This is a genomic window from Amycolatopsis sp. NBC_00438 (assembly GCF_036026695.1).
Classification (GTDB): Bacteria; Actinomycetota; Actinomycetes; order Mycobacteriales; family Pseudonocardiaceae; genus Amycolatopsis.
In genome coordinates, this window is the sequence record NZ_CP107923.1 from 1,627,323 (window position 1) to 1,645,738 (window position 18,416).

Here is an 18,416-nt window from a genome sequence, read left to right on the forward strand (position 1 = left end):
CGCGGCATATCGTCGTCATATCCAAAGCCCCATACGGGCCGGCAACGCCGCGCCGCCTTGGTTGGGGGCATGCCCTCCAGCGAACCAGCACGAACGGCGGCCCGTCGCACCCCCGCGCCGGCGTCCTCTTCGGACTTCCGGCGCGCGCTCGGCAAAGCACACGGCGCGGTTCCCGACCCCGTGCCGGTCTTCGACGACGAGACGCCGGCCGTGGCCAACCTCGATCCCGGTCTGCTCGGCGCCCTGCGCCGGGCCGCGACCGAGGCCGCGCACGACGGCGTCGCGATCCTCGTCAACGGCGGCTGGCGTTCCCCGGCGTACCAGGAGCACCTGCTCCACGAGGCCGTCTCGAAGTACGGCTCGGCCACGGAAGCGGCCCGGTGGGTGGCCACCCCCGCCACGTCCGCGCACGTGTCGGGCGACGCGGTCGACGTCGGTCCCGCCGCAGCCCGGGCGTGGCTTTCCGCGCACGGCGCCGGGTACGGGCTCTGCCAGATCTACCGCAACGAGCCCTGGCACTACGAACTGCGGCTCGAAGCCGTCGAGGGCGGGTGCCCGCCGATGTACCCCGACCCCACGCACGACCCGAGGATGCGGCAGACCTCGGCACGGACCGGCGTCCCGGGCACCGAACGGCCAGAATGAGTCCCATGGCAGAGATCAGTCGTGTCGGGGTGGTGGCGCACCCGCGGAAGCCGGTGCACGATTCGGTCGAGGTGCTGGTCTCGTTCGCCGCGCGGCGCGGGGTCGGACTGCTGGTGCGGGAGACCGACGCGGCGCAGGTCGGGGCGGGCGTGGCGGTGGTGTCCGACGCCGAGTTCGCGGCTGAGGTGGACGCCGTCGTCAGCCTGGGCGGCGACGGGACGATGCTGGGCGCGCTGCGGCTGGCCGTCGACCGGCCGGTGCCGGTGCTCGGGGTGAACTACGGCAACGTCGGGTTCCTGGTCGAGATCGCGCCGCCCGAGCTCGCCGCCGCCCTCGAGCGGGTGCACGCCGGGGACTTCGAGGTCGAGCCGCACAGCTGCATCGCGCTGGCGGAGGGCGACGCGACCGCGGTCGCGTTCAACGACGTCGTCGTCGGCGGGGCCGAGCCCGGCGCGACGGTCGAGGTCGACCTGCTGGTGGACGGGGCGCAGTTCGGGTACTACCGCTGTGACGCGCTGATCCTGAGCACCCCGACCGGCTCCACGGCCTACAACTACGCCGCCGGCGGCCCGGTGATCTCCCCGGCGGCGGAAGTGTTCGCGGTGACCCCGGTCGCCTCGATGTCGGGCGTCAGCCGCTCGATCGTGCTGCCCGCCCGCGACGTCGTCACCCTGCGCGGCGCGGCCCGCAGCGCCCCGCCGATGCTGCGCGTCGACGGGAACGCGTGGCGGCCGCTCGATCCCGCCACCCCGCTGACGGCGACCCTGCGCCCGGACGCGGCACAGGTCGTGCGCCTGGATCCCGGCCGGCACGCGCGGCGCAGCCGGGTCAAGCTCAGCCTGCTCGACCTGCCGCTGCGTCCCGAGCAGATGGCCGAGCTCCTGCCCACCGGAATGCGCGAGGACCTGGCCCGCCTGCGCGAACGCCGTCAGCTGCCGGAGCAGTGACCGGCCGGGCGTGCCCGCGGGGTGCGCCGCTCAGCGGCGGCCGGCGGCCAGGATGAGGAGGAACTGGCCGCCACCCGGCTCGACGGCGGTGGTCACCGGCAGCCCGGGCACCAGCCGGGAGAACCGGTCCACCAGCCAGTCCGCCGCTTCCTGGGCATCCTTCTCGGTCGGGCACCGGGCGACCATCTCGCGGCCGCCCTTGCGTTCCAGCCGTGCGGCGACGGTGATCAGCGGCGCGGGCTCGACCACGTGCAGGCGGTCCGGCCAGGCGATGACCACCTTGACCGCGCCCTTGCGGGTGTTGCACCCGCGGTGCGCGAGCCGTTCGGCGATCTTGGCTTTGCGGTCCGCGGTCCGGCTGTCGACGCTGGGCCCGCGCGGGTCGTTGACCGACATGCCGGGGTCGACGGGTTCGTCGCAGACCCAGCATCGCCAGCCGTCGCGTTCGGCCACGTCGTCGAGGAGAGTCACCCGAGCAAGCTAGCCTGCCCGGCCGCCACCCGGTCGAGCGGCCCGGAGGGGACGACGTCCTCGGCGCCGGAGCCTCAGCCGTACCGGGCCGGCGAGGGTGTGGCGCACGGCAGGTCACCGGTGCGCCGGGCTTAACCGGCCGGGACCCGAGCGCGGCCCTTGGGGTGGGTAGCCGGTGCCGCCGTCGAAGAGGTTCTGCCCGCGGGCCGGCGAATCCGGGCCGCCTGGCTTGCCCGCGCTTCCGCTCGTCAGCCGACGGCGTTGTCGGCGTAGTTCACGGTGATGTTCTTGAAGCCGAGGGACTGCAGCAGGCCGATCAGCATCGTCTTGGTGTTGCGCTCCGCGTCGGCCACCAGCGTGCTCTTCTCCGCCGCGCCCTGGATCTGTTTCTGGGCGAGCTCGTACAGCGCCTGCTGGGAGTTCGGGTTCCCGCTGAGGAACTCGTTGATGCGGGTGAACAAACCCTGCTGCTGCGCGTACACGTGCGACTCGTGCACGTCCAGGGTCGCCGGCTCCAGTTGCGCGTGCCCCAGGGTGAGCGTGGCGGACAGGCGGTCGTCGGAGACCTGGACCGCGTCGCCCTTCAAGTGCGAGAAGTCCACGAAGGCGTTGTCCGTGCCGACGCCGATGAACATGGTGTCGCTGCCCGCGAGGAAACTGGGCAGGGCCGAGCTGGTCGTGATGTCGACGACCACCTGGAACGAACCACTGGCGGCTTCGTACCGCGAAAGCTCGACGATCGACTGCAGCAGCACCGGACCGGAGTGCTCCTCGGTCTGTTCGGCGAACGGATTGCGCAGTTGGGGTAACAGGTGCACGGCCGATGCGACGAGTGCCGCCGCGGCCAGCACCACTACCGCCACCGCCAGGACGACGAGCCGCTTTCCCCAACCAGTCATACCGGGAGGATTACCCACGCCGCCGCAAGGCTAAGCGATCGCGAGGGTACGGTGTTGCCGCTCGGGTGGTCAGGTCTCCGACGATGGGAAACGTCGTGCGCAAGTCCTTGTGGCTGTGGGTTCTGCTGATCTTCCTCGTCATCGTGGTGCTCGGCCTGATCTTCGGCGGCTACCGCAAGGGCACCAAGATCGGCGCGCCCGCCGAACCGGTGGCGGAGTGGAGCCAGGGCCAGGCGGCCTAACCGTCCGTGTGGACGGAAGGTCGGTGAGGCCCCGGATCACCGCAAGCGTGAGCCTGGGCAGGCGTTCCAGCGGCGCGCGATTCGCCTCCATTCGGGCCAACGCGGCGCCGAGGCAGTAGTGGATGCCGTGGCCGAACACCAGGTTGCCGCCCCGGGGCCGCTGCAGGTCCAGCTCGTCCGGGCGCTCGAACATCGCCGGATCCCTGTTGGCGGAACCGATAGCCGGCAGCACGGTGTCACGTCGAGGTGGATCCCGAAGACCCGGCCCCGGCCGGCCACGACCTGGCTCGCCGGCTGTCGGCTTCGCGCGACGGCGACGAGTCCCTGGCGGCGGCGATGCGCGCCGACCTCGACCGGGTGGAGGAGCGCGTTCCCGACGGTCCGTGGACCGGCTTCCCGAGCGCGATGGCCGACGGAACGGCCGGGTAAGCCGATGTCGCTGCACCTGCTTCCGCGGACCAGGGGATGATCACGTGCCGAACAGGCACGCGATCGCGGCACTCCGGTCGACTCAGCGAGGAGCAGCATGCTCGACGATGTGATGATGGCGCTCGACACCGTCCTGCCGCGGCTGGCGGCCGTCACCGGCACGCCCGGGGTCGCCGTCGCGGTGGCGACGAGCAGCGAGCTGCGCACCGCCGCGACCGGGTTCGCGGACCTGGGCGCGGGCCGGCCGATGACCGCCGAGACGGTGGCGCCGGCGGGGTCGCTCACCAAACCTGTCACGGGGCTGGCCTTCCTGCAGCTGGTGGAGGCCGGCGCGGTCGGCCTGGACACGCCGATCGACCAGGTGCTGCCCGCGGGGCTGCGCGGTGCCGACCCCGCGCCCGTCACCACGGCCATGCTGGCCGCCCACCAGGGCGGTTACTACAGCGACATCGTCACGGCGGTGGCGCACACCGCGCCGGCCGAACCGGTCCTCGACTACGTCCGGCGCCGCCACGAAGCCGGGCGTGCCGTGGAGTACGGCGGGGTGCTGCCGCTGGTGACGGCGCCGGGTCCCTACTCGTACTCCAGTTTCGGCGTCGGCGTGCTGGGTGGTGCCGTGGAGCACCTGACCGGTGAGCCCTACGGCGCCCGCGTCCACCGGGACGTCTTCGCGGCGGCCGGAATGAACGACACGAGCATCGACGACGGCACGCGGAACCCGTGGGCGCCCGGCTCACCGGACCGGAACACCGGCCGGGCGACCGGGTACATGGCGTTCGGCGACTGGTGCCTGCCGAGCCCGCCGCTGCGCACCTCGGCCTACCCCGGGGTCGGGATGCACACCAGCGCCGCGGACGCCGGGCGGCTGCTGCAATCCTTGCTGCGCACCGCGAACGGCGACCGCGGGCTCGTCCGCCCGGAGTCGCTCGCGGCGATGGTGGCCCCGCGCGTCCCGCGCCCGAGCCAGCACGGCGTCCGGTCGTTCTCGGGCCTCACCCTCGAGCTCGCCGACCCGGAGCTGGGCGACGACTGGTGGTGGGGGCACACCGCGGCGTTCCCGTGGGGGTTCTGGTGGGAGGCGCGGGTCTGGCCGCACCGCGACCTCGCCGCCGTCGCGGTCGGCAACCGGTGGGACATGGCCCGCTTCCACAACCCCGCCTCCCGCAGCGCTCCGGGCCTGGCCGTCGAGTGGGCCGGCCGCTGGGCGGTGTCCGGCAGCCCGGCGAAGCTCCCGGACATGGACGGCCGGCCCCGCTGGACCGGGCCCCGCCCCACCCCGGAAAGCTCGCGCTGGATGGGGATCCTCGCCGGGGAACGCACCCACGGCCTGCTCGGCATCACCGACCCGCTGCCGGCCGCGACGCTGACCGCCGGCGCGCGCAGCCTCGGCGGCGCCGACTCCGGCGGCTGGGACCCGGACGCGTTCGTGCGCGGGGTGGAGCAGGCGCGCGCGGCCGCCCCCGACCCGGACGCGCTCGGCGCCCTGGGCCGCGACCTCGGCCCCGCCGCGGCGCTGTGGATGCTCGAGTGCGGGGCGTCGAGCGCCGACGTGACGATGCCGGTCGGCTTCTACGCCCGTGCGCCGCGGTGAACCAGCCGGACGTCCAGGTCGACGCGGTGCCGGGCGGCGGTTGTGCGGCGCGTCCGTGGTGATGTCGGGCGCACCATGGTGAGTCAGCGCAGCCGGACGTCCAGGTTGACGCGGTGCCGGCCGCGGGGCAGCGGCACCCAGGCCGGTTCGGCCACGGGGGACACCGCGGGGAATCGGTCGAACAGGCTGCGCAGCGCGACCTCGGCTTCCAGCTTCGCCAGCGCGACGCCGAGGCAGAAGTGCGGCCCCCAGCCGAATCCGACGCTGCCTTCGCGGCCGCCGTGCTGCGCCTGCCACCGGACGTCGGCGTCGTGCGGGTGGGCGAACCGCGCGGGGTCGCGGTTGGCGGCGCCGAGCACCGCCTGCACCGCGTCACCCGCGCCGATCCGCACACCGCCCACCTCGATGTCCGTCGCGGCGTAGCGCAGCCGGGCCAGCTGCACCGGGCCGTCGGTGCGCACCAGCTCGCGCACCGCGGCCGGCCAGAGCTCCGGCTCGGTGCGCAGCAGCTCCCGCTGGGCCGGATCGCGCATCAGGGCGAGGGCCGCGTTGGACAGCATGTGCGCCATGGTTTCGTGCCCGGCGAGCACGAGGAACACCAGGACGGCCACGGCGTCGACGTCGGTCAGGTCGTCCTGGGCGACGACCTGGCTGATCAGGTCGTCGCGCGGGTCGGCGCGGCGCTGGTCGATCAGGTTGTGGCAGAAGGAGAACATCTCGCCCAGCGTCGGCGTGATCTGCGCCGGATCGGTGCCGACCAGCACCTTCCCCCAGCGCCACCAATCCGCCCAGTCCGCTTCGGGGACACCGACCAGTTCGCAGACCACGGCCATGGCCAGCGGGTAGGCGTACTCGTCGAGCAGGTTCACGGTCCCGGACGCGGAGCCGAGGCCGTCGAGCAGTACGTCGACGATCTCCTGCACCCGCGGGCGCAGCGTGGCGACCCGGGACGCGCCGAAGGCGTGGCTGATGCTGCGCCGCAGCCGCGCGTGTTCGGGCCCGTCCAGGCTGAGCAGGCTCGCCCGCAGGTAGGGCAGGTGCTCCGGAGGCGTGCCCAGCGCGAGGAACGCCTGCTCCTGAGTCTGGGCGCCGTGCCCCGGCAGGCCGGTGGGATCGTTGCGCACAGCCGGGTCGGAGAGCACGGCGCGGACGTCGTCGCTGCGGGTGATCAGCCACCCCTCGTCGCCGTTCGGCAGCCGGGCCCGGCAGACCGGTGATTCGGCGAGGATGCGGTCGTACCCGCGCATCGGGTCGCCGAGGACGGCCGGGTCACGCAGGTCCACAACGGGTTCGGGCGGCACCCGGCCATCCTGCCACGAAGATCCCTCCGGGACACCGGCCCGCGGTCAGCCGGGCTGGAAGAACGCGAGCAGCCGCTGGCTCGCGTCCGGCGCCATCAGCAGTTCCTGCATGTCCGCGGACATCCGGGCGGCGGCGCCGGCGCGGGTGAACATCTCGCGTTCGTACTCTTCGACGGCGGCCGGATGGTCGTCCGGGTGCGCGGCCAGCGCGAGGGCGAGCAGCGCGCCGTCGAGCAGCGCCATGTTGGCGCCTTCCCCCACCGGCGGCATCAGGTGCGCGGCGTCGCCGAGCAGCGTGACGCCGGGCGTCGACGGCCAGGTCAGGCCGATCGGGAGCGTGGTGATCGACCGCGCCGCGACCGTGTCGTCGCAGGCCGCGATCAGCGCGGTGAACCGGGGGTCCCAGCCGGCGAGCAGGTCGATCAGCCGCGCCCGGGCGGCGGCCGGGTCGTCGAGGGGGATCCCGCTGGTGGCGAAGAAGTCCTCGCCGGTGTTGTAGAAGCTGAGGCCGACGCGGACGCGGCCGTCGCCGTTGCGCTGCGCCGCCAGGGATTTCCCGTCGCCGAGCACCCAGTAGTTGCCGCGCCCGACCATCGCCGCGAGATCGGGGTGCGTGCGGTCGATGTCGGGGATGCCGAGCTCGACGACGTTCTGGCCGATGTGCTCCGGGCGGGCGTCGGTGAGCAGGGCGCGGACCCGGGACTGCGCACCGTCCGCGCCGACCAGGAGGTCGTAGGTCGCACTGCTGCCGTCGGCGAAGCGCACGACGCCGTCGCCGGCCGACGCGAACGCGTGGCCCCAGCGCACCGTGTGCTCGGGGAGGGAGTCCAGCAGCAGGTCGCGCAGATCGGCGCGGTCGACCTCGGGCCGGGCGAGCGGGGCGTCGTCGGGGGTGTCCTCCTGCAGCAGCAGGGTGCCGTCCGGCTCGAGGAGCCGCATGTCCTGGCCTTCGCCGCGGGCGATCGCGGTGAACTCGTCGAACAGGCCGGCTTCGCGCAGCGCCCGCTGCCCGGAGTGGATGTCGAGCATGCCGCCTTGACCGCGCGCGTCCCGCGACGGTTCCCGTTCGTACACGACGGCGTCGATGCCGTGCACGTGCAGCACGCGGGCCAGGGCCAACCCGCCCATGCCGGCCCCGACGATGGCGATGTCCATGACTGCCTCCGATACACCGTATTGGTAAATACAGCGTATCAGGACGGGCGATGTATCGTCAGCCGCATGTTGGTGTGGGAGCGGCCGGAGCCGCCGGACCGGCCGGTGCTGGCGCCCTTGAGCCGGGAGCTGATCGTCGGCACGGCGATCCGGTTGGCCGACGCGGACGGTCTGGCTGCGGTGTCGCTGCGCAAGATCGCGGCCGCGCTGGACGTCGGGCCGATGCGGCTGTACGGCTACATCGCCACCAAGGAGGAGCTGCTCGACCTGATGCTCGACGCGATCTACGCCGAGACCCGGCCGATCGGCGACGACTGGCGTGAGGTGCTGCGCTCCTCGGCCGAAACCACCCGGCGGGCCGCGCACCGGCACGAATGGCTCGCCGACCTGATCGGCGGGCGGCCCCAGCTCGGGCCGCACGCGCTGGCCAGGGGAGAGGCCGTGGTGGCCGCGATGGGTGCCGTCGGCGTGGACGACGTCATGCCGGTGGTCGACGCGGTCAACGCGTACGTGATCGGCGCGGTCCGCCGGGAAGTCACCGAGCGGCGCGCCGAGCGGGCCAGCGGGATGGACAAGGCGCAGTGGCAGGCCACGTTCGGGCCCTACCTGATGCGGGCCTTCGCCACCGGCCGGTTCCCCGCGCTGTCCACGGTCATCCACGACGCCGCCCACCTGGACGCGGACGAGACGTTCCGGATGGGCTTGGACTTCCTGCTCGACGGCATCGCGGCCCGCATCGCCCGCTGACACGGCTTGTTTTCCTTCAGGGCAAAAGGTTTCCCGTCCCGGCGGACCCGGCTCGGCGAAAGGCCGTAGGCGCCGCAGAACGCCTGGCTGAAGTGCGCGGCGCCGGCGAAGTCCCACCGGGCCGCGATCAAGCGTTCTGCCGCGGCTGGTCGTGAGTGTTTAGGGCGGTTAGAACCGCCCTAAACACTCACGACCGCTTCGGCAGGGCGCATCGCTTGCGTTCTGATCCTGGTGCCGTCGTGCACTGTTGTCCCGGCGCGGGGGAGGGCCGGCCGCCGCCGCAACCCTGGAGTGATCCGGCTGGGCGGCGACCGGCGGAACGCCGCCGCTTCGGCGTCCCCCGGCGGCGGATCTCCTGCACCCCGCCGCCGGGCTTGCGGGCGCCGGGCTCCCGTTCGGGAAACCGGCGCGCAAATGGCGACCGCCGCAGTCCCGGTCGTCACCGGGCTGCGGCGGTCGTCCCATGCCGGGCCGCCCGCGAGGGAGGGCGGGGCGGCCCGGGAGAAAGTGCTACTTGTTGGTGCCGGGGGTGAGGACCTTGTCGATGACGAAGACGGTGGCGTTCTTGGTGGGGATGTTGCCGCAGAGGATCTTCGCGCCGTTGACGGTCATGTTGTCCCCGGTGCCTTCGATCTTCAGCGGGCCACCGGCGGTGTTGAGGGAGTCGAGGGTGCCGGCGGAGGCGAGGCCCTTGGCGTCGTAACGCTTGCCGACGACGTGGTACTGCAGGATCGGCGACAGTTCGGCGGGCTTGCCGGCGAGTTCGTTGAACTTGGCGTCACCCAGCGCGGCGAAGGCCGGGTCGGCCGGGGCGAACACGGTGATGGCCGGGGCGCTGTTGAGGGTGTCGACCAGGTTGGTGGCCTTGACCGCGGCGACGAGCTTGGTGAGCAGCGGGTTGGTCGAGGCGGCGGAGGCGACGGGCTGCGGGCCCATCGAGTCCAGCGAACCCGGCGCGGATCCCTGCGGCAGCTGGCTGCAGGCGGGGCCGAAGACGTCGGCGTTGGTGGTCATGCCGTTCGAGGCGCCCGAGTCGGCGCTGGAGGACGGCGCGGCCATCGAGGAGGACGGGGCCGGGGCCGGGGCGCTGGAGCTGGCCGAGGACGCGGTGTCGCTGCCGCTGCACGCGGTCAGGGCGAGCGCGGCGGCCGCGGTGATACCGATACCGGCGAGACGAAGCTTGGTCACGAAGAATCACTCCAGTGCATGCGGGGACAGTCCATTGTGGACTGCCTGGTTACAGGTCGTTCGAAGCTGCCGCCGGATCGGATGGGGTCGTCCGGCGGAAACTCCCGGCCCGTTTCTCCCGGGCCGTGACCTGTGTTCGCACCTGCGGCGCCGGCGGATGGGCGCCGATCCGCGGATCCCTCTAACGAGTGAACCGGAGGGTGTGTCCACCCGGGGCGGCCACGGTGCTGAGCGGCCTGCGGCTGGTGGACAGCGGCGGAGCGGACCAAAGGTGACCGCTTCCTGGACCCGGCCGTCCGCGGGCTGCGCGCGTCACGACACCGATCCCCGCGGATCGGCGGTGACGACGGGCTCTTCGCCGGTCTTCTCCGAGCTGTAGACCATGAGCGACGAGCCGACGAGTGCCAGGACGATCCCGCCGAGCTGGAAGGCCGTCGGCAGGGTCTGGAAGACGATCAGCGACAGCACGATGGTCAGCACCGGCGCCAGCGCGTTCGTCACCGGCGCGACGATCGAGGCCTTCCCGCGGCTCATGGCCATCACGAGGAAGAGCGCGCCGACCGCGTTGAGCAGCTGGGTGATCGCGGTCAGCGCGGGCGCCTGCCAGGGGAACGACAGCGGCAGGCCGCCCATCATGATCAGGGCGACCGGGATCAGCAGCAGGCCGCTGACCGTCATCCAGCCGAACGTCGTCGCGTCGTTGACCCCGACGACCGCGGCCTTGCGCATGAAGTACGCCTGCACGCCCCACGCGACGCACACCAGGATCGCCAGCAGCAGGTACGGACCGGTGGCTTCGCCGGCGTCGCCGGAGGAGACCGAGAACAGGACGATGGACACCAGCGCGAGCCCGACGCCGATCCAGCTCAAGGCGCTGAGCCGCTCGCGCAGCGCGCCGAACGCCATCAGGACCGTGATCGCCGGCGACAGCGCGACGATCGGGAAGATGATGTAGGCCGGGCCGATGGTGAGCGCCTTGAACAGCACCAGCTGCCCGCCGGCGCCGGTGAGCCCGATCAGCAGCCCGTACACCGCGGCGATCGGGCGGCGGTCGATCTTCCGCCCGCGCAGCGAGAAGTAGGCGGGGATCAGCATCGTGACCGACCAGATGACGTAGACCATCGGGTCCGGGTACTTGTAGAGCGACGTCGGGAGGCTGGAGAACGCGCCCCAGACGCCCCAGAACAGGACCAGCAGGCCGGCGTAGGGGATCCAGGCGGCGCGACGATGGGTCGGGGTCGTCATGGTCAGCCTCTCGAGGTCGGCGGCGGGGTGAAGGTGTGGCCGGAAAGCCGGGCGGCGTAGACGGCCGCGCCGACGTGCGGGGGCAGCAGCGGCTCGCGCAGGTCGTAGGCGTGCGGGCCGTCCGCGAGCGCCTCGCGGAACGTGGCCAGCACGTGCGGGGCGCCGAACATGCCGCCGGAGTAGGAGACGGGCACGGTCTCGCCCGCCTCGAACCCGAGGGCGTCGGCGCCGACACCGACGTGCAGCGCGAGTTCCCGGCCGGCCTCGCGCAGGATCTCGAGGGCGGCCGGGTCGCCCGCGTCCGCGGCGCGCGTGACGACCTTGCTCAGACCGGCGATCTTCCCGCGGTCCCCGTGCCAGCGGTTGACGACGACGTCGATGGCGTCGAGGTCGGTGGCCAGGCCGAGCTCGGCGCGCAGCTCGTCGGCGAGGACACCGGCGGGCCGGCGCCCGTCGCTCATCCGGCTGAACGCCGCCAGTCCCTTGACCGCCACCCAGTAGCCTGAGCCTTCGTCGCCGAACAGCTCGCTCCAGCCGCCGCCGCGCCAGCTGCGTCCCCGGTTCTCGCCGTAGGCGATCGAGCCGGTCCCGGCGACGACGTTGATGCCGTCGGCCCCGCCGAGTGACGCCGCCCAGCCGCAGATCATGTCGTTGCCGCACGCGTAGCCGACCGGGCCCAGGATCCGCCCGGGCAGCGCGTCGAGCACGGGGACGTCGGCGCTGATCTCGCCGTAGCAGGGGATGCCGAAGAAGGCGTGGGTCAGCTGGTCGGCGGAAACCCCCGCGGTGTCGCAGACTTCGCCGATTCCCCGGCGCAGCAACGGTTCGACGATGTCGATGCCCTGCATGAGGTAGTAGATGCTGGCGGTGCGCGCCTCGGCGACCACCTCGCCGTGCGTGTCGACGACGCAGAACGCGGTCTTGGTGCCGCCGCCGTCCACTCCGAGAAACATGGTCAGACCTCCGAAGGTCGGGCGAACGCGTGGATGACGACGCCCCGCACGACGCGGTTGACTTCGCCGCCGGGGAAGGGGTTGTCGGGTGCGAGGCCCCGGGCGACCGAACACGCGAGGGCGATCGCCTGCGCGGGGATGACGGCGACGAGCGCGCGCACGGCGTCCGGCCAGCCGGACGTGCCCGGCAGCGGCCAGCTGCGGGCGCCGTCCGAAGACTCACCCGCGCCGCCGACGGCGAGCACCCGGTCCGGGCCGAGGGACCGCACGAGCTCGCGGGTGATGTCCTCGTCGTAACCGCGGGTGTAGGGGTCCGCCGAGTGGAAGACGACGGCGGTGGTCGCCTCGTCCAGGACGGCTTTGGGGCCGTGGCGGAACCCCAGCGGCGAATCGCTCACGGCGACGACCGCGCCGGCGGTCAGCTCGAGGCACTTGAGGGCGGCCTCCAGCGCCAAGCCCTTCAGTGCACCGGAACCCAGGTAGACCAGCCGGGCCGGCTCGGCCGCGGCGACCGCCGCCGCCCGGCTCCCCGCGGTCTCCAGCACGGCCTCCGCCGCGCGGGCCGCGGCTTCGACGTCGACCTCGAGGCCCAGGCAGAGCAAGGCGGCCAGGACCATGCCGGTGAACGACGAGGTCATGGCGAACCCGCGGTCGTTCAGTTCCGGGGGAAGGGCCAGCACGACGGCGTTCGCGGCGCCCGACCACCGGCGCGCGAGCTCGCCCGACGCGTCGCAGGTGATGACGAGGTGGTGCGCGGCCGGCGCCAGCCGGTCCACGAGGCCGGCCGCCGCGGCCGATTCGGGGCTGTTGCCGCTGCGGGCGAACGAGACCAGGAGCACGGGCCGATCGCCGGCGACCACCGAGCGGGGGCCGGCGACGATGTCGGTCGTCGCGATCGCCTCGACCTGCCGGCCGAGGTGCCGGGTGAGGTCGGGTGCCACGACCTCACCGACGAACGCCGACGTGCCCGCGCCGGTCAGGACGATCCTGGTCCGCGGGTCCGCCAAGGCTTCGCCGAGAAGCCGGTCGACGCCGGAACGGGCGTGCGCCACGGTCCGCGCCACCCGGCGCCAGGCGGCGGGCTGCTGCCGGATCTCGGCGGCCGTGCGGCTGTCGCCCCACTGCTTCTCGTCCACTGCCACGCAGGTCACCTTTTCGCTCTCCGGACGGGTTCCGGCGGCTCGAGTCGCCGGGGACGGGTGGGTAGGCGTACCGGACGGGCCGTGCAGAGAGCGCTTTCACCGGCCGGGGCGTCGTTCCGCGGTGGGTGGTCCGGGTATCCCGCCGGTCGGCGAGTGGTCCTTTACTACGCGTCCGCGCGATCGCCGAGCAAGACCTGGTGCGCAAACGAGCATCGCGAATGTTCGTTTGCGCGGTCGTGTGTGACACCGGAGACCGAAACGTAGTGCGCCGAACGGCCGAATCATCGCGGAACGTGGTTGTCCTGTGTGGACATCGTGCTGCCGGGAACGCGCACATCCGATGTACGAATTCGTTCGAAACGCCAGTACCGTGGGAACATGAGCATTCCCACCGCCGCCGCTCCCGTCGCGGAGAAGCGCCGTCGCGGCCGCCTCGCCCGTCCCGAGCGCATGGCGCAGATCCTGCACGAGCTCAGCGAATCGGGTTCGCTGCACGTCGGCGACCTGTCCCGCCGGTTCGGGGTGTCCGAGGCGACGCTGCGCCGGGACCTCACCGCGCTGGAGGAACAGCGGCTGCTCACCCGGACCCACGGTGGCGCCCTGGCCCAGGAAGTGGACTACGAACTGCCCGTCCGGTACCGGGAAGCCCAGTCGCGGGACGGGAAACGCGCGATCGCGCGCGAGGCCGTGCGCCGGTTGCCGCCGGAGCCGCACGTGATCGGGCTGACCGGCGGCTCGACCACGGCGGCGCTGGCGAAGGAACTGCCCCAGCGCGCGGACCTGACCGTCGTCACCAACGCGTTGAACACGGCCATGGACCTCGTGTTGCGCCCGCGGGTGAAGCTGGTGGTGGTCGGCGGCGTCTCCCGGCCGCGGTCCTACGAGCTGGTCGGGCCGTGGGCGGAGCAGGTGCTGGCGTCCATCAACATCGGCACGGCGTTCATCGGCGTCGACGGGATCGACGTGGCGGGCGGGCTCACCACCCACGACGAGAACGAGGCGCGGACCAACCGGGCGATGCTCTGCCGGGCGCAGCGGGTGGTCGTCGTGGCCGACGGCAGCAAGCTGGGCCGGCGCACGCTGGCGCGGATCGCGGACGTCGGCGAGATCCACGAGCTCATCACGGACTCCACCGCCGACGAGGACGCCGTCGCCGCGATCCGGGCGGCCGGAGTGCGGGTGACCGTGGTCGACGTCTTCCCGGGAAAAACGGTCAGCCGATCGCTCGGCTGAGCCGGGGAAAGAATCGCGGTAAACGGTCGAACGATCGGCGTTCGCGGATTCCGGCGCGCGCTCCGGAAACGAACATCGCGCGTGCGCGGTTGTTTGACGTTCCTTATCCGGCCGTTTATGTTACGCGGGTCACAGTCCGGCCGGATGGCCTTCCGGCGTCGATCGCGTGGCCTTCGCCGGCCGGACTCTTTCCCGCACGCCGGTTTGCCGCGGAATCGGTGTGCCTGATTACGTGGAGCCCGATGTGAAACTCTCGCACGGTCGTAAATCGTGGTTGGCGACGGCTGTCACAGTCGCCGCTTTGACAGCGTCCGGATTGGTGGCGACGGCGGGAACGTCGTCGGCCGCGGTGACGCTGCCGCCGCTCGCCGCGGCGTGGGACTACCAGATCGGCGGGGCGTACACCCCGCCGTCCGGGGTCAAGATCGTGAGCCGGGACAACTCGGACCCGGCGGCGAGCGGGCAGTACAACATCTGTTACATCAACGCCTTCCAGGTCAATCCGGGCCTCGACGGCCAGTGGAGCAGCGACCTCCTGCTGCGGGACGCCAACGGCACCAAGGTCGTGGACGAGGACTGGGGCGAGACCCTGCTCGACCTCCGCACCGCGGACAAGCGCACCCGCGTCGCGGCGAAGATCAACGGAATCATCGACAGCTGCGCGGGCAAGGGTTTCCAGGCCGTCGAGCCGGACAACTACGACAGCTACGAACGGTCGGAGAACCTGTTCGGCGCGACCCAGGCCCAGGACTACATCAAGCTGCTGTCGAGTCACGCCCACGCCAAGGGGCTGGCGATCGCCCAGAAGAACACGTCGGACCTGGCCGGCAACCGCAGCGCGAACGGCCTGGACTTCGCGGTGGTGGAGGAATGCGGCCACTACACCGAGTGCGACGCGTACACGGGCCCGTTCGGGAACCGGGTCGTCGACGTCGAATACACCAATTCGGGCCTGAGCAAGGCGTGCGGCTCGTATCAGGGCAAGATCAGCATCGTCCAGCGTGACGTGGACGTGGTTCCCGCCGGCGAAAGCGGCTACGTGCGCAAGACCTGCTGACCTCGGGTGCCGTTGCCCCGCCACCGCCGCCGGGCGAGGCGGGGCAGCGGCCCCGGCGGTGCACCGCGGCCGGCCGCTCCGGTGACGTGTTGACCAACTCGCCCCGCCGTGGGTTCACTGGAGGTGACCGCGTCTTCCGGCACTGGAGGTAAGGCCCGTGGAGCCCGACGTCTTCGAGTACCCGTTCCGCTATCCCGGCGCGTTCGAACCACCGGCCGAATGGGCCCGGCTGCGTCAGGAATGCCCGGTGGCGCGGGTGCGGCTGGAATCGGGTGACGAGGCCGTGCTGCTCACCCGCCACGAAGACGTCAAACAGGTGCTGGCCGATCCCCGCTTCAGCCGTCAGATGGACGCCGACGACGCCGCGCGCCTGACCGCGGACGAATCGGGTGGCCCGTTCGGCGGGGAGAACACGGTGGCGACCGGGGAGGCGCACCTGCGGTGGCGGCGCATCGTCGGGCGGTACTTCACCGCCAAGCGCATGGCCGACCTGCGGCCCAGGATCGCCGAGATGACCGAGCGGTTCGTCGGCGACATGGTGCGGAAGGGCGCGCCGGCGGATCTCGGCGCCGCGGTCGGTTTTCCGTTGCCGGTGTGGGTGATCTGCCACCTGCTCGCCGTCCCCGACGCCGACCGGGACCGGTTCGCCTACTGGTCGGACACCCTGCTGAACCTCAACCGCTACCAGCAGAGCGAGATCGACGCCGCCCAGGCCGGTTTCGTGGCGTACCTGGGAGACCACATCGCCGACCGCCGCGCCCACCCCGGCGACGACCTGATCAGCGAGCTGGTGGCGGTCCGCGACGCCGACGACGGCCGGCTGTCGGAGGGCGAACTGCTGATGACCGCCCAGGGGCTGCTGATCGCCGGGCACGAGACCACGTCGAGCATGATCGGCAAGATGGTGGCGATCCTGCTGGCCGACCGCAGCCGCTGGGAACGCCTGCTGGCCGAACCGGACCTGGTCCGCACCGCCGTCGAGGAACTCCTGCGCTTCGACACCATCGCCGGGTTCGGCGTGCCCCGCTACGTCAGCGCCGACGTCACCCTGTCCGCCGGGACGATCGCCGCGGGCACGACGGTGATCTGCCAGGTCGGCGCGGCGAACCGGGACCCCGAGGCCATCGAGCGGGCCGACGAGCTGGACGTGACCCGCGCCCCCAACGGGCACCTCGCCTTCGGCGCCGGGCCGCACTCCTGCATCGGGCAGGCGCTGGCGCGCACCGAACTGCAGACGGTGCTCGAAGTGCTCCTGCGCACGCTCCCGACGCTGGAGCTGGCCGTCCCGCCGGAGCGGCTGCGACCGACCGAGGGCCTGATCGTGGGCAGCCTGCACGAGCTGCCCGTGCGGTGGTGAACCGCCGGTTCCCGTTGTCCGGTAAGGGATCCCGCGCCGGCGGGTGAGCCGGACCCGGCGGCCCGGCGTGCCGAAGGCCACCTCGGGACGCGCCCGAGGTGGCCTTCGGAACCGTGGTCGTGCTACTCGGTGGAGAGCTGGAACTCGACGCCGCCGAGGTCGTCCTTGCCGTCGGACTGCGACATCCGGAACACGAACTCACCGCCGGCCGCCGCGTCGGTCGCGGTGAACGTCACCGCGGTTTCGAGGCGTTCCTTCGGTTCGATCACCAGGCCCTGCAGCGTCGCCTGCTGCGGGTCCACGATCTCGACCTGCGTCTCCCCGACCGGCCGCACGCCGACGCCCTTCTGGCCGCTCTGGCGCCAGCGCTCGGCGAGCACCTTGCCGAGGTCGACGACCACCTTGCCGGGGCCGCCCGCGAACGGCTTGCCGGGCTGGGTGAAGACCAGGTCCGTGGTCAGCCGGTCGGCGACCGGGTTGCCGAGGGTGAACGGGTGGGTGGTGCCCACGCCGGGCTTGAGCTTGATCGTGTCCACGTTGTGCCACGCGATGTTGTTGTTGTTCCGCGTGTTGGTGAGCGTGTTCGAGCCGGGCAGCTCGGGGTAGTTCATCGGGTCGGTCGCCGAGATCCACCGCGCCAGCAGGCAGAAGTGACCGGGACCGGGGACGCCGGCCCAGACGACCGGGACCTGCACGCTCCCGGATGCCACGGTGACCGTCGCCGAGGAGCCGACCGGCACCCAGTCCGTCGGCCACAACGCCGCGCCGCCCTGCGCGGTGTAGGAGACCTCCACGTGGCCGGTCGACGCGCCCGCGCCGTACGGGCCCGGATTGTTGAGCGTCACCACGACGTAGTTCGTCGCGCCGACGACCGGGTTGATCGGGGCGCACGGCGGCAGCGACGCGCACACCTTGATGTCCGGGCTCGTCCAGATCGGGTTCAGCGCGTGCGGGGCGACCCCGCTGTCGGCGGGCGCGTCCTTGATGAAGACGTCCGTCTTGCGGCAGTTCTTCAGCGCGTCGAGGATCGCGGTCCCCGCGCCGGCGCCGCTGGCGGGCGTCGCCGCGTAGGTGCCGCCGGTCGTGGTGGCGTAGTCCTGCATGATCGTCGGGATGACCGGGTAGGCCGTGCTCGTCTGGACGTAGACCGACGAGATCTTGATGGCCTTGGTCGCCGCCTGCACCGCCCGGAGGTGGGCGTTCGCCTGGTCGGCCGCGGCGAACGCGTCGTCGAAGCCGCCGGGGCGCGCGTCGGTCACCAGGATGACCATCTTCGTCGCGTTGGTGCGCCAGACGCCGGAGAAGTTGCCGACCTGCGGCCGGCCGGTGGCGGGCAGGTTGTTGACCGCCGTGTTGACCGCCTCGTCGGAGGCCTCGGGCTCGTTGCCGCCGCCGGTCGCGGTGAGGGCGTTGATCTGTGGGGTGACCGTGCCCAGGTTGAGCGCGGTGAGGTCGCTGTGCACGGTGACGTTGTCCTTGAACGTCACCAGGCCCAGCTTGTAGTCGTTGCCGGAGTTGGTCTGCACCGCGGTGGCGATGTTGCCCAGCTCGTTCTTGATGGTGGTCAGGGCCGGGCCCATGCTGCCGGTGTCGTCGATGACGAACGTGACGTCGAGCGGCCCGCACGGCGACTGGGCCGCGGGTGCGGCGGCCGGGGTGGCCGCCGCGGTGAACACGGGCAGGAACGTGGCCGCGACGGCGACCGCGAGCGCGGCCACGAAGGGTCTGCGGCGCCGGTGGCGCAGAGTGGTGGTCATCCGGGTTTCCTCCACGGGAGTCGGGGGCGGGACTGCCCCGAGCGTCGCCCCGTGTGG

The 18,416-nt window shown here is 72.3% G+C and carries 18 protein-coding genes and 1 pseudogene; 9 read left to right on the plus strand and 10 right to left on the minus strand.

Going from position 1 to position 18,416, the window contains the following annotated elements; all coding sequences use genetic code 11:
- Positions 1-69 precede the first annotated feature (69 nt).
- Both OG494_RS07805 and OG494_RS07810 read left to right on the plus strand, forming a co-directional pair.
- A complete protein-coding gene (locus OG494_RS07805; protein WP_328453392.1) occupies positions 70-645 on the plus strand; it encodes a M15 family metallopeptidase in 576 nt (191 codons plus the stop codon).
- Positions 646-650: 5 nt separating this feature from the next.
- Positions 651-1,592, plus strand: coding sequence for an NAD(+)/NADH kinase (locus OG494_RS07810; RefSeq protein ID WP_328453394.1), 942 nt, complete (start codon positions 651-653; stop codon positions 1,590-1,592).
- 30 nt (positions 1,593-1,622) lie between these two features.
- Here the strand turns inward: OG494_RS07810 and OG494_RS07815 are convergent, their stop codons facing one another.
- Positions 1,623-2,063 (minus strand): hypothetical protein, encoded by a 441-nt coding sequence (locus OG494_RS07815; RefSeq protein WP_328453396.1) that lies wholly within the window; start codon positions 2,061-2,063, stop codon positions 1,623-1,625.
- Positions 2,064-2,311: 248 nt separating this feature from the next.
- Positions 2,312-2,962: a DUF4230 domain-containing protein gene (locus OG494_RS07820; protein WP_328453398.1), complete on the minus strand. Its 651-nt coding sequence runs from the start codon at positions 2,960-2,962 to the stop codon at positions 2,312-2,314.
- Between the two features lie 83 nt (positions 2,963-3,045).
- On the opposite strand from OG494_RS07820, the gene OG494_RS07825 reads away from it, so the two are divergent.
- Complete coding sequence (locus tag OG494_RS07825) at positions 3,046-3,204, plus strand: hypothetical protein (RefSeq protein WP_328453400.1); 159 nt, start codon at positions 3,046-3,048, stop codon at positions 3,202-3,204.
- 91 nt (positions 3,205-3,295) lie between these two features.
- Here OG494_RS07825 and OG494_RS07830 read toward each other — a convergent pair.
- Positions 3,296-3,436: pseudogene (locus OG494_RS07830) on the minus strand (cytochrome P450); the annotation flags it as partial.
- 14 nt (positions 3,437-3,450) lie between these two features.
- Between OG494_RS07830 and OG494_RS07835 the strand changes: the two are divergent.
- Together OG494_RS07835 and OG494_RS07840 are read left to right on the plus strand one after the other, a co-directional pair.
- Positions 3,451-3,633, plus strand: a complete 183-nt coding sequence (locus OG494_RS07835; protein WP_328453402.1) for a hypothetical protein — start codon at positions 3,451-3,453, stop codon at positions 3,631-3,633.
- Between the two features lie 97 nt (positions 3,634-3,730).
- Positions 3,731-5,224: a serine hydrolase domain-containing protein gene (locus OG494_RS07840; RefSeq protein ID WP_328453404.1), complete on the plus strand. Its 1,494-nt coding sequence runs from the start codon at positions 3,731-3,733 to the stop codon at positions 5,222-5,224.
- Positions 5,225-5,307: 83 nt separating this feature from the next.
- Here the strand turns inward: OG494_RS07840 and OG494_RS07845 are convergent, their stop codons facing one another.
- The gene (locus OG494_RS07845; RefSeq protein ID WP_328453406.1) at positions 5,308-6,525 is read right to left on the minus strand and encodes a cytochrome P450 family protein; all 1,218 of its coding nucleotides are present in this window, start codon (positions 6,523-6,525) and stop codon (positions 5,308-5,310) included.
- 45 nt (positions 6,526-6,570) lie between these two features.
- Positions 6,571-7,680: an FAD-dependent oxidoreductase gene (locus OG494_RS07850; RefSeq protein ID WP_328453408.1), complete on the minus strand. Its 1,110-nt coding sequence runs from the start codon at positions 7,678-7,680 to the stop codon at positions 6,571-6,573.
- Between the two features lie 66 nt (positions 7,681-7,746).
- Here OG494_RS07850 and OG494_RS07855 point away from each other — a divergent pair, with 66 nt between their 5' ends.
- Positions 7,747-8,427, plus strand: coding sequence for a TetR/AcrR family transcriptional regulator (locus tag OG494_RS07855; protein ID WP_328453410.1), 681 nt, complete (start codon positions 7,747-7,749; stop codon positions 8,425-8,427).
- Positions 8,428-8,937: 510 nt separating this feature from the next.
- On the opposite strand, the gene OG494_RS07860 is transcribed toward OG494_RS07855, so the two are convergent.
- The 4 genes from OG494_RS07860 to OG494_RS07875 form a co-directional block, all read right to left on the minus strand.
- A complete protein-coding gene (locus OG494_RS07860; protein WP_328453412.1) occupies positions 8,938-9,615 on the minus strand; it encodes a fasciclin domain-containing protein in 678 nt (225 codons plus the stop codon).
- A gap of 312 nt (positions 9,616-9,927) precedes the next feature.
- Complete coding sequence (locus OG494_RS07865; RefSeq protein WP_328453414.1) at positions 9,928-10,860, minus strand: DMT family transporter; 933 nt, start codon at positions 10,858-10,860, stop codon at positions 9,928-9,930.
- 2 nt (positions 10,861-10,862) lie between these two features.
- Complete coding sequence (locus tag OG494_RS07870; protein ID WP_328453416.1) at positions 10,863-11,813, minus strand: N-acetylglucosamine kinase; 951 nt, start codon at positions 11,811-11,813, stop codon at positions 10,863-10,865.
- Between the two features lie 2 nt (positions 11,814-11,815).
- Entirely contained in the window at positions 11,816-12,955 is a 1,140-nt protein-coding gene (locus tag OG494_RS07875) for an SIS domain-containing protein (protein WP_328453418.1), read from the minus strand.
- Between the two features lie 378 nt (positions 12,956-13,333).
- On the opposite strand from OG494_RS07875, the gene OG494_RS07880 reads away from it, so the two are divergent.
- The 3 genes from OG494_RS07880 to OG494_RS07890 all read left to right on the plus strand — a co-directional run bounded on the left by OG494_RS07880 (position 13,334) and on the right by OG494_RS07890 (position 16,602).
- On the plus strand, positions 13,334-14,188 hold the full coding sequence (locus OG494_RS07880) for a DeoR/GlpR family DNA-binding transcription regulator (RefSeq protein WP_328453420.1): 855 nt from the start codon (positions 13,334-13,336) through the stop codon (positions 14,186-14,188).
- A 301-nt stretch (positions 14,189-14,489) separates the two neighbouring features.
- Positions 14,490-15,245: an endo alpha-1,4 polygalactosaminidase gene (locus OG494_RS07885; protein ID WP_328453422.1), complete on the plus strand. Its 756-nt coding sequence runs from the start codon at positions 14,490-14,492 to the stop codon at positions 15,243-15,245.
- 157 nt (positions 15,246-15,402) lie between these two features.
- On the plus strand, positions 15,403-16,602 hold the full coding sequence (locus OG494_RS07890; RefSeq protein ID WP_328453424.1) for a cytochrome P450: 1,200 nt from the start codon (positions 15,403-15,405) through the stop codon (positions 16,600-16,602).
- A 122-nt stretch (positions 16,603-16,724) separates the two neighbouring features.
- Here OG494_RS07890 and OG494_RS07895 read toward each other — a convergent pair whose 3' ends face one another.
- Complete coding sequence (locus OG494_RS07895; RefSeq protein WP_328453426.1) at positions 16,725-18,359, minus strand: vWA domain-containing protein; 1,635 nt, start codon at positions 18,357-18,359, stop codon at positions 16,725-16,727.
- Between the last annotated feature and the right edge of the window lie 57 nt (positions 18,360-18,416).

Bases quoted from the DNA above. Each gene is read 5' to 3' on its own strand.
- OG494_RS07805 (WP_328453392.1), top strand. From the start codon at position 70: ATGCCCTCCAGCGAACCAGCACGAACGGCGGCCCGTCGCACCCCCGCG.
- OG494_RS07810 (WP_328453394.1), top strand. From the start codon at position 651: ATGGCAGAGATCAGTCGTGTCGGGGTGGTGGCGCACCCGCGGAAGCCG.
- OG494_RS07820 (WP_328453398.1), bottom strand. From the start codon at position 2,962: ATGACTGGTTGGGGAAAGCGGCTCGTCGTCCTGGCGGTGGCGGTAGTG.
- OG494_RS07825 (WP_328453400.1), top strand. From the start codon at position 3,046: ATGGGAAACGTCGTGCGCAAGTCCTTGTGGCTGTGGGTTCTGCTGATC.
- OG494_RS07840 (WP_328453404.1), top strand. From the start codon at position 3,731: ATGCTCGACGATGTGATGATGGCGCTCGACACCGTCCTGCCGCGGCTG.
- OG494_RS07850 (WP_328453408.1), bottom strand. From the start codon at position 7,680: ATGGACATCGCCATCGTCGGGGCCGGCATGGGCGGGTTGGCCCTGGCC.
- OG494_RS07855 (WP_328453410.1), top strand. From the start codon at position 7,747: ATGTTGGTGTGGGAGCGGCCGGAGCCGCCGGACCGGCCGGTGCTGGCG.
- OG494_RS07865 (WP_328453414.1), bottom strand. From the start codon at position 10,860: ATGACGACCCCGACCCATCGTCGCGCCGCCTGGATCCCCTACGCCGGC.
- OG494_RS07870 (WP_328453416.1), bottom strand. From the start codon at position 11,813: ATGTTTCTCGGAGTGGACGGCGGCGGCACCAAGACCGCGTTCTGCGTC.
- OG494_RS07880 (WP_328453420.1), top strand. From the start codon at position 13,334: ATGAGCATTCCCACCGCCGCCGCTCCCGTCGCGGAGAAGCGCCGTCGC.
- OG494_RS07895 (WP_328453426.1), bottom strand. From the start codon at position 18,359: ATGACCACCACTCTGCGCCACCGGCGCCGCAGACCCTTCGTGGCCGCG.